This window comes from Burkholderia sp. Se-20378, from assembly GCF_017104665.1.
In the GTDB taxonomy this organism is placed as follows: domain Bacteria; phylum Pseudomonadota; class Gammaproteobacteria; order Burkholderiales; family Burkholderiaceae; genus Burkholderia; species Burkholderia lata.
This window is the reverse complement of record NZ_JAAGPG010000285.1, coordinates 1-10,513: the sequence shown is the minus strand read 5'-3', so window position 1 is coordinate 10,513 and position 10,513 is coordinate 1. Positions and strand designations below refer to the sequence as shown.

The following is a 10,513-nucleotide window of genomic DNA, read 5'->3' as shown; positions in this document are numbered from 1 at the left end:
CGCGCCCGCGGCACCCGATGCGTCCGCCGGCGCGGCAGCCGACGCGACGCCTGCCGCACCCGCTGCGAATGGGCAGGGCAAGGTCGCACAGATCAAGCGGTTCGAAGTGACGGGTTCGCTGATCCGGCAGGCCGACAAGACCGGCTTCCAGCAAGTGCAGACGATCACGCCGAAGGAAATCCAGGCCAGCGGCGCGGTGACCGTCACCGACTTCCTGCGCGACGCGGCGGCCAACTCGGCGAACAGCTGGGGCGAAGGGCAGTCGGGCAACTTCGCGGCGGGCGCGGCCGGCATCGCGCTGCGCGGCCTGTCCGAGAAGTACACGCTCGTGATGGTCGACGGCCAGCGCGTCGCACCGTACGCATTCTTCTCGAACAGCGTCGACTCGTTCTTCGACCTCAACACGATCCCGCTCAACGATATCGAGCGGATCGAAATCGTGAAGACGGGCGCCGTGTCGCAGTACGGTTCGGACGCGATCGGCGGTGTCGTCAACATCATCACGAAACACAATTTCCGCGGCCTGCAGCTCGACGGCAGCCTCGGCAGCGCGATCAACGCCGGTAACGGCGACGGCACGGTGAAGTTCGGCGTGCTCGGCGGCTTCGGCGACCTGAACGCCGACCGCTTCAACGTGACCGCCGCGCTCAGCTACTACAAGTCGAACGGCTTCACGCTGGCCGACCGTGATTCGACGCGCAACCAGGACTTCACGGGCAAGCCGGGCGGCTTCTCGCTGCTCGCGCCGTCGTACTGGAACATGCCCGGTGGCGTCGCGCAGGCGCTGAGCGGGGGCTGCCCGTTCGGCGGCTCGGTCCATCAGGCTGCGACGAATTCGCTGTCGGCGGGTTCGCCGGGCACCGTTTGCGGGTACAACACGGCCGAAAGCACGTCGATCCTGCCGATGACCGAGCGCCTGAACGCGAAGCTCCACGCGGACTTCAAGATCGACGACAAGACGACCGCGTTCGCCGATTTCCTCGAGAGCTACAACACGACCACGACCAACGACGGCCTGTGGAACAACGTGATCGGCAATTCGCAGAACCCGGCGCTCGTCTGGAATCCGCAGACGAAGCTGCTGTCGCCGTTCAACTACACGGTACCGGTCAGCAACCCGTACAACACGACGGGCGCGGCCACGCCGCTCACCTATGCATTTCCGAACACGGTCGCGCAGAAGACCTGGGCCAACTACTGGCGCGCGGCCGCCGGCATCAAGGGGTCGTTTACGCTGCCGTACGGCGATTGGGACTGGGCAACGTCGGTCAGCCATTCGCAGAGCACGGTGTCGAACGTGTTCACGAACCAGCTGAACGTCAATGCGCTGAACAACATCTACCAGAACGGCACGCTGAATTTCGCGAACCCGGCGGCGACGCCGAACGCGTTCAACGGGCTGTATCAGGAGGCGAACAACCTCGGCATCTCGAAGCTCGACACGATCGACGCGACACTGTCGACGCCGAACCTGTTCCATCTGCCTGCAGGCGACGTCGGCATCGGCTTCGGTGCACAGTTCACGCACCAGAGCGAAACGCTGACGCCGGGCTCCGAATACCTGAGCGGCGCCGTCATCACGCCGGATCTCGAGACGGTGGATGGCCAGCGCAACGTCGCGGCCGTCTATTACCAGATCAACGTGCCGATCCTCGAGAACCTGACGTTCAGCCAGGCGGGCCGCTACGACCACTACACGGACGTGGGCGGCGCCTTCTCGCCGCGCTTTGCGTTGCGGTACCAGCCGATCAAGGCACTGACGCTGTATACGTCGTACAACCGCGGCTTCCGCGCGCCGACCTTCGTCGAGGACAGCAAGTCGCAGACGCTCGGCATCCAGGTCGATCCGGCCACCGGCCAGAACTATACGTCGATCACCGTCGGCAACCCGAACCTCGCGCCGGAACGCACGCGCAACTTCAACATTGGCTTCCAGGTGTCGCCGAGCCGCTACACGGATCTCGGCTTCGACTGGTACAAGATCCGCATCGACAACGTGATCGGGCAGGGCACGCCGTCGCAGATCGCGACCGACCCGACGACGGGCCAGCTGCTGTACAAGGTGATCCCGTACCAGAACCTCGGCTACCTCGACACGAACGGCTTCGAAGGCACGTTCCGCCAGGGGCTGCCGCTCAAGGGCTGGGGCACGGTCACGCTGTCGGGCGACTGGGCGTACATCAACAGCTACAAGATCGGCTTCCCGGGCGGTACGCCGGTCAACGGCGCGGGCAACAACTTCACGATCACGCAGCCGTTCGGCGGCAGCTTCCCGCGCTGGCGCGGCAACACGACGCTGGACTGGAACTACCGGAAGTTCGATGCGGCGCTCACGTGGCAGTTCACGGGCCCGTACGCGCAGAACCTGCTGCCGTCGCCCGCGCCGACGAAGGTCGGGTCGTACAGCCAGTTCAACCTGATGATGTCGTACACGGGCTTCAAGAACTGGACGATCTACGGCGGCATCAACAACCTCTTCAACCGCACGCCGCCGTACGACCCGATCTTCGCGAACGGCACGCTGGACCAGAGCGGGTACGACACGTCGGTGTATTCGTACATCGGCCGGTTCGCGCAGATCGGCGCGACGTACAAGTTCTGATGGCGATCGCGATGCACTGACAGGCTTTAGACCGGCCGCCCCACGTCCACTACCCCCTTTTCGGGGCGGCCTTTTTTCGCCTGGCGCCACGACGGCCCGCAACCGGGGCGCGCGGCGGTGCAGCTCATCCGATCGTGACCAGCACGAACCACCCGCGGGACGCGGCCGGCATGCGGCGTCCGGCACCGGCATCGACATCGACCGTGCGCAGGCATCGCGCCCGCACGCTTCCGGACAGACTGACCATGAGACTGTTGAACGGGCGACGGGCACGCGTGCCGCGCCACTCGCACCTGAAGCGCACACACGCGCGGATGCGCACCGCCACGCGCGCCGCGTTGCTCGCGTGCGCCGCGTGGCTCGTGTCGGGCGGCGTCATGCCGCAGGCCGCGCTCGCCGTGCCGGCGATCTCGCAATACGATCATCCGAAATATCCGCCGGGCTTCACGCATTTCGACTACGCGAATGCGGATGCGCCGGACAGCGGCACGCTCCAGTTCGAAAACTACGACGAAGCGCAGAGCTACGATTCGCTGAACCCGTTTCTCGTGCGCGGCGCACCCGCACCGGACATCAAGAACCTGATGTTCGACACGCTGATGCAGCGCAGCTGGGACGAGCTCGCTTCCGAATATGCGCTGATCGCCGACGACGTCGACGTCGCGCCCGACGGGCTGTCGGCGACGTTCCACATCAACCCGGCCGCACGCTTCTCGAACGGCGATCCGATCACCGCGGCCGACGTCAAATATTCGTTCGACACGCTGACGAGCCCGCAGGCGTCGCCGCTGTACAACGCGCAGTTCGCGATCATCAAGCGCGCGGTGGTCGTCGACGGCCACACGGTGCGCTTCGAGTTCAAGCACGCGGAGCGTGACGCCGCGCTGATCGCGGGCGACCTGCCGGTGTTCTCGCCAAAGTGGGGGCAGCGCGCGGACGGCACGCGCCCGCCGTTCGACCAGATCGCGAACGTGCCGCCGATCGCGAGCGGCCCTTACCTGATCGACCAGCGCAAGAACGACAAGCAGATCAGCTACGTGCGCGACCCGCATTACTGGGCGGCGAACCTGCCGTCGCGACGCGGCATGTTCCGCTTCGCGCACGTGTCGTTCAAGCTGTACCTGGATCAATACACGGCGCTCGAAGCGTTCAAGGCCGGCGACATCGACGCGCGCATGGAGTACAGCGCGACGCAGTGGGCGCGCAAGTACGTCGGCAAGAATTTTCGCAACGGCATGCTGAAGCGCGGCGAGTTTCCCGACGGCCCCGCACAGATGCAGGGCTTCCTGATGAACATGCGCAAGCCGATGTTCCAGGACGTGCGGGTTCGGCATGCGCTCGCGCTGGCGTTCGACTTCGACTGGATGAGCCGGATGATGTTCTACGGGCAATACCGCCGCACCAACAGTTTCTGGGAAGCCAGCCCGTTCGCGGCATCCGGCATGCCGAGCGAGAAGGAGCTCGCGTTGCTCGAACCGTTTCGCTCGACGCTGCCGGCAGCGGTATTCGGCCCGATGGTCCAGCAGCCGTCGACACTGCCGCCCAACTCGCTGCGCGCGAACCTGAAGGAAGCGCGCGACCTGCTGGAGCAGGCCGGCTGGCATTACCGCGACGGCGCGCTGCGCGACGCGAACGGCACGCCGATGACGATCGAGATCATCGACGACCAGCCCGGCATGGACCGCCTGATCCTGCCGTACACGCAGGCGCTCGCGATGCTCGGCATCAACGCGTACCTGCGCGAGATCGACAGCGCGGTTTACCTGAAGCGCCTCGACAACTTCGAGTACGACATGACGACGTACATCTACCTGCCGGTGACGATCCCGGGGGCGGAGCTGACGCGCCGCTTCGGCAGCGCGGCCGCGTCGCAGCCGGGCTCCGAGAACTATCCGGGCGTGCAATCGAAGGCCGTCGATGCGTTGATCCGCGCGGCGCTCGCAGCCGACACGCTCGACGATCTCGAGACGGCCACGCACGCGCTCGACCGTGTGCTGATCAACCTGTACGCGCTGATCCCGCAGTACTACCTGCCGAATGCGCGGATTGCGTACAAGGCGACGCTCGGCCACCCGGCCGTCGTGCCGGATTCCTATCAGTACGAGGACTGGATCATCGACTACTGGTACGTGAAGCAGCCGGCGGCGAAACCCGCGCCGGCCGCCTGACGGAGGAACCACGATGCTGGCATACATACTCAGGCGATTGCTGCTGATGATCCCGACGCTGATCGGCGTCGTGACGATCACGTTCGCGGTCACGCAATTCGTGCCGGGCGGCCCGGTCGAGCAAGTGCTCGCGCAGTTGCGCCACGGCAGCGCACGCGGCGGAGAGGCGGGCGGAGGAGGCGGCGGCTACCACGGCAGCCAGGGCGTCGATCCGCAGCAGATCGAGCAGATCCGCAAGCAGTTCGGCTTCGACAAGCCGCCGCTCGAACGCTACGTGCTGATGCTGAAAAGCTATGCGACGTTCGACCTCGGCCAGTCCTATTTCGCGCACCGCAGCGTGTGGGCGGTGATCCGTTCGAAGCTGCCGGTGTCGATCACGCTCGGGATGTGGACGGTGATCCTCACGTACCTGGTGTCGGTGCCGCTCGGCATCGCGAAGGCGGTGCGCAACGGGTCGCGGTTCGACACCGTGACGAGCGTGCTGGTGCTGGCCGGCTACGCGGTGCCGGGCTTCGTGCTCGGCGTGCTGCTGCTGATGCTGTTCGGCGGCGGCACGTTCTGGCAGGTGTTCCCGATGCGCGGGCTCACGTCCGACAACTTCGACGACCTGACGCTGATCGGCAAGGCGCTCGACTATCTGTGGCACATCGTGATGCCGGTGACGGCGTCGGTCATCGGCAACTTCGCGATCGTCACGATCCTGACCAAGAATACCTTCCTCGAGGAAATCGGCCGGCAGTACGTGCTGACCGCACGCGCGAAGGGGGCGCCGGAGCGCGACGTGCTGTGGAAACACGTGCTGCGCAATGCGGCGATCCCGTTGCTCACCGGGCTGCCGGCCGCGTTCGTCGGTGCGTTCCTGAACGGCAACCTGCTGATCGAGACGCTGTTCTCGCTCGACGGCATGGGGCAACTGTCGTACGACTCGGTGATCCGCCGCGACTATCCGGTCGTGCTCGGTTCGCTGTTCCTGTTCACGCTGATCGGCCTGCTGACCAAACTCATCGCGGATATCTGCTATGTCCTCGTCGACCCCCGTATCCAGTTCAACCGCCTGGACCACTGACCAGGCCTGCGCCGCGTGCGCGGCCTCGCCGTCGCCGTGGCGGCGCACGTGGCTGCGCTTTCGCGCGCAGCCGCTCGGCTACTGGAGCCTCGTGATCTTCACGGTGCTGTTCGCGCTGAGCCTCGGCGCGAACCTGCTTTCAAATGACCGGCCGCTGATCGTGCGTTACGACGGGCACTATTACTTCCCGATCGTGAAGGACTATCCGGAGACGGCGTTCGGCGGCGACTTTCCCGCGATGACGAACTATCTCGACCCGTATATCCGCACGAAGATCGAGTCGCACGGTAATTTCGCGATCTATCCGCCGAACCGCTATCGCTACGACACGATCGACTATTTCGCGTCGCGGCCGTATCCGGCGCCGCCATCGTCGAGCAACTGGCTCGGCACCGACCAGTTCGGGCGCGACGTGCTCGCCCGGCTGCTGTACGGGTTCCGGCTGTCGGTGCTGATGGCGTTCGCGCTGACCGTATCGGGCGTGCTGGTCGGCGTGCTGACGGGCGCGCTGCAAGGCTTCTACGGCGGCCGCACCGACCTGGTCGGGCAGCGGCTGATCGAGATCTGGAGCGCGCTGCCGGACCTGTACCTGCTGATCATCTTCGCGTCGATCTTCACGCCGTCGCTGTGGCTGCTGTTCATCCTGCTGTCGATGTTCGGCTGGCTGGTGCTGTCCGACTACGTGCGCGCCGAATTCCTGCGCAATCGCGGGCTCGATTATGTGAAAGCGGCACGCACGATGGGGCTGACGAACACGCAGATCATCTGGCGTCACGTGCTGCCGAACAGCCTCACACCGGTGATCACGTTCCTGCCGTTCCGGATGAGCGCGGCGATCCTGTCGCTGACGAGCCTCGATTTCCTGGGCCTCGGCGTGCCGCCGCCGACGCCGAGCCTCGGCGAGCTGCTGCAGGAGGGCAAGAACAACCTGGATGCGTGGTGGATCTCGATCGCGGCGTTCGCGGCGCTGGTGGTGACGCTGCTGCTGCTCACCTTCATGGGCGATGCGCTGCGCAACGCGCTCGACACGCGCACGCGCGGTTCGGCATTCGGCGGAGGGCGGTGATGACGAGACCGTTGCTGCAGATCGACGGGTTTTCCGCGCATTTCGGTGCGAATGCGGCCGTACAGGACCTGAGCCTGTCGATCGGCCGCGGCGAGCGGGTGGCGCTCGTCGGCGAATCGGGGTCGGGCAAGAGCGTGACCGCACTGTCGATCCTGCGGCTCGCGCAGCAGGCGACGCTGTCGGGGCGGATGCTGTTCGACGGCGACGATCTGCTCGCGAAGACCGAGCAGCAGATGCGCGGGATTCGCGGCGCCGATATCGCGATGGTGTTCCAGGAGCCGATGACTGCGCTCAACCCGCTGTATACGATCGGCAAGCAGATCGCCGAAAGCTTGCGGCTGCACGAAGGGCTGCGCCCGGGCGAAGCACGCGAGCGCGGGATCGCGCTGCTGCGGCGCACCGGGATTCCGGAGCCGGAGCGTCGCATCGACAGTTTTCCGCACCAGCTGTCGGGCGGGCAGCGGCAACGCGCGATGATCGCGATGGCGCTGGCGTGCCGGCCGCGCTTGCTGCTCGCGGACGAGCCGACCACCGCGCTCGACGTGACGGTGCGCCAGCAGATCGTCGACCTGCTGATCGAGTTGCAGGAGCAGGAGGCCGCCGCCCGCGGGATGGCCGTGCTGCTGATCACGCACGACCTGAATCTCGTGCGGCGCTTCGCACAGCGCGTGGCCGTCATGGAGAAGGGCGTGCGGGTGGAGACCAACACGACCGCTGAACTGTTCGCGGCGCCGCAGCATCCGTATACGCGCCGGCTGCTCGACAGCGCGCCGCAACGCGCGGTCGAACCGGTCGCCGCCGGCGCGCAGACGATCCTCGACGTGCAGCACCTCGCCGTCGACTACCGCATCGCGGCGAAGGGCTGGCGTTCGGTGCTCGGCAAGACGACGTTCCGCGCGGTGCACGACGTGCAACTGAGCCTGAAGCGCGGCGAAACGCTCGGGATCGTCGGCGAGTCGGGCTCGGGGAAATCGACGCTTGCGTCGGCCGTGCTCGGCCTGCAGCGGCCGGCGTCGGGCGGGATCGAGATCGATGGCATGCCGCTGGCGTCGCTGCGCACGACGCAGGGCCGGCGCACGCTGTACGGGCGCATGCAGGTGGTGTTCCAGGATCCGTTCGGCTCGCTGTCGCCGCGCATGACGGTCGAGCAGATCGTCGGCGAAGGGCTGGGTGTGCACCGGCCGCAGGTGGCCGGCGACGCGCGGCGGGCGCGAATCGCCGCGCTGCTGCAGGAGGTGGGCCTGCCGCCCGAGGCGATGCTGCGCTATCCGCACGAGTTTTCCGGCGGGCAGCGGCAGCGGATCGCGATCGCGCGGGCGCTGGCGGTGGAGCCGGAGCTGCTGGTGCTCGACGAGCCGACGAGCGCGCTCGACGTGTCGATCCAGAAGCAGGTGCTGAATCTGCTGACGAATCTCCAAAAGAAGTACAAACTCAGCTACCTGTTCATTACCCACGATCTGGCGGTGATGCGCGCGATGGCCCACCGGGTCATCGTGATGAAGGCGGGGCGCGTGGTCGAGGAGGGCGAGACGCTCGACGTGCTGCACGCGCCATCCCATCCGTATACGCGGGCGTTGCTCGCGTCGTCCATGCTGGCGCCGGAGCGCGGCCCGCAGGAGAGGCAAGAGAGAACCGATGATTGACGAGAACCGGGCGCCGGGCGCCCGAGCGGTGCAAGCCGCGAAAGCGTTGCGCAGCGACGCCGATTTCTGGTCGCTGCGCATCGTCGACGAGACGATCGACGAACATGCGGTGCGCAACGACGTCGCGCAGCCGTTTTCGCGCACGCGTGAGCGCGGCGCGATGCTGACGGCCTGGGTCGGCACGGGCGCGGGCTATGCGGCGACGCCCGACCTGTCCCCGGCCGGGCTGCAGGCAGCACTCGACATCGCGACCGCGCGGGCGCGGGCCAGCGCGCCGTGGGCGCTGGTCGATCATCGTCAGGCTGCGCGCCCGCAGGCGAGCGGCACGTATGCGTCGCCCGATGTCGACGCGGCACTGCCGTCGCGCGCGGAATGGATCGAGCGTCTCGCGCATGAATGCGCGGCGGCGAACCTCGGCGCGCGCATCGTCGAGCGCGCGGCGAGCGTGATGATCGTGCACACCGAGCAGAGTTACGTGACGAGCGACGGTGTGCGGATCGACCAGCGTTTCCGTTTCCTGATGCCCGAGCTGCAGGCCGTCGCCCATGGCGACGGCGACACGCAGACGCGCTCGCTCGGTCAATCGGGCACGCTGGCGCAGGGTGGCATCGACGTGCTGGCGCGCTACGGCTTCGACGGCGCCGGCGTGCGCGTCGCCGACGAGGCGCTGCAGTTGCTCGCCGCGCCCAACTGCCCGACCGGCCGGCGCGACCTGCTGCTGATGCCGGACCAGATGATGCTGCAGATCCACGAGTCGATCGGTCATCCGCTCGAACTCGACCGGATTCTCGGCGACGAGCGCAACTTCGCCGGATCGAGCTTCGTCAAGCCGGAGATGGTCGGCCACTATCAATATGGCTCGCCGCTGCTGAACGTCACGTTCGATCCCGAGCCGACGTCCGAAGCCGCGTCCTACGCGTTCGACGACGACGGCACGCCGGCGCGCAAGCAGTACCTGATTCGCAACGGCGTGCTCGAACGGCTGCTCGGCGGGGCGCTGTCGCAGCAGCGCGCGGGCCTGCCGGGCGTGGCCAACTCGCGCGCGTCGAGCTGGAACCGCGCGCCGATCGACCGGATGGCGAACCTGAACGTCGAACCCGGCGACCAGTCGCTCGATGCGCTGATCGCGGGCACCGAGCACGGGATCCTGATGCGCACCAACACGTCCTGGTCGATCGACGACCACCGCAACAAATTCCAGTTCGGCTGCGAATTCGGGCAGCTGATCGAGAACGGCCGGCTCACGCAGGTCGTCAAGCGCCCGAACTACCGCGGCATCTCCGCCCAGTTCTGGCGCAGCCTGCGCGCGGTCGGCGATGCGAGCACGTTCGGCATTTACGGCACGCCGTACTGCGGGAAGGGCGAGCCGGCGCAGATCATCCGTGTCGGCCACGCCGCGCCGGCCTGCGTGTTCGCCGGCGTCGACGTATTCGGAGGCGCGTGATGACGGGATTCGATCCGATGGCACGCCAGGCCGGAATCGACTGGCACGCGCATTTCACCCGGCTCGCCGACGACGCGCAACGGTTGACGACGCCGACCGAAACCGTGCTGCTCGGCTTCTCCGGCGAAACGTCCGACTTCATCCGTTTCAATGGCGGCAGGATTCGCCAGACCGGGCGCGTCACGCAAGGGCGGCTGTCCGTGCGGCTCGTCGACGGGGCGCGACAGGCGCACTCGGCGCTGACCGTCTGCGGCGATGCGGCGGCCGACCTGCGCGAACTGGCGGACGCGGTTGCCGTGCTGCGCGACGGCCTGCGCGATGCGCAGGACGATCCGCACCTGCTGTTCGATACCTCGTCGTGGCTGCAGGAAACGCGTCGCACCGGGCGCCTGCCGAACGCGGACGGGCTCGCGCGAATCGTGGCCGAATGCGCGCGTGGGCTCGACTTCGTCGGCTTCTACGCGGGCGGCACGCTGGCGCGCGGCTTCGCGTCGTCGACCGGCAGCCGCGGCTGGTACGAGGTA

6 protein-coding genes and 1 pseudogene are annotated in these 10,513 nt (G+C 67.0%); all 7 read left to right on the top strand.

Annotation, left to right across the window (positions count from 1 at the left end; genetic code table 11):
* Window positions 1-2,602, top strand: a 2,602-nt coding sequence (locus tag G3N93_RS25135; protein ID WP_206134181.1) for a TonB-dependent receptor, incomplete at its 5' end; no start/stop codon positions are given.
* Window positions 2,603-2,916: 314 nt separating this feature from the next.
* Window positions 2,917-4,770: an extracellular solute-binding protein gene (locus tag G3N93_RS25130; RefSeq protein WP_374196513.1), complete on the top strand. Its 1,854-nt coding sequence runs from the start codon at window positions 2,917-2,919 to the stop codon at window positions 4,768-4,770.
* 13 nt (window positions 4,771-4,783) lie between these two features.
* Window positions 4,784-5,836 (top strand): microcin C ABC transporter permease YejB, encoded by a 1,053-nt coding sequence (locus G3N93_RS25125; RefSeq protein WP_174947245.1) that lies wholly within the window; start codon window positions 4,784-4,786, stop codon window positions 5,834-5,836.
* Window positions 5,790-6,902, top strand: a complete 1,113-nt coding sequence (locus tag G3N93_RS25120; RefSeq protein ID WP_174933984.1) for an ABC transporter permease — start codon at window positions 5,790-5,792, stop codon at window positions 6,900-6,902. Before G3N93_RS25125 ends, G3N93_RS25120 begins: the two co-directional genes overlap by 47 nt.
* Window positions 6,902-8,545, top strand: a complete 1,644-nt coding sequence (locus tag G3N93_RS25115) for an ABC transporter ATP-binding protein (RefSeq protein ID WP_206134180.1) — start codon at window positions 6,902-6,904, stop codon at window positions 8,543-8,545. The genes G3N93_RS25120 and G3N93_RS25115 overlap by 1 nt, the downstream gene beginning before the upstream one ends.
* Window positions 8,538-9,989 carry a TldD/PmbA family protein gene (locus G3N93_RS25110; RefSeq protein ID WP_174933987.1) on the top strand — a complete coding sequence of 484 codons (1,452 nt, stop codon included), beginning with the start codon at window positions 8,538-8,540 and terminating at the stop codon, window positions 9,987-9,989. The genes G3N93_RS25115 and G3N93_RS25110 overlap by 8 nt, the downstream gene beginning before the upstream one ends.
* Window positions 9,989-10,513 (top strand): annotated as a pseudogene (locus G3N93_RS25105) (TldD/PmbA family protein); the annotation flags it as partial. The gene G3N93_RS25110 and the pseudogene G3N93_RS25105, both read left to right, overlap by 1 nt.

Excerpts from the sequence above, each read along its gene's own strand:
- G3N93_RS25130 (WP_374196513.1), top strand. The coding sequence starts at position 2,917 with ATGCGCACCGCCACGCGCGCCGCGTTGCTCGCGTGCGCCGCGTGGCTC.
- G3N93_RS25125 (WP_174947245.1), top strand. The coding sequence starts at position 4,784 with ATGCTGGCATACATACTCAGGCGATTGCTGCTGATGATCCCGACGCTG.
- G3N93_RS25120 (WP_174933984.1), top strand. The coding sequence starts at position 5,790 with ATGTCCTCGTCGACCCCCGTATCCAGTTCAACCGCCTGGACCACTGAC.
- G3N93_RS25115 (WP_206134180.1), top strand. The coding sequence starts at position 6,902 with ATGACGAGACCGTTGCTGCAGATCGACGGGTTTTCCGCGCATTTCGGT.
- G3N93_RS25110 (WP_174933987.1), top strand. The coding sequence starts at position 8,538 with ATGATTGACGAGAACCGGGCGCCGGGCGCCCGAGCGGTGCAAGCCGCG.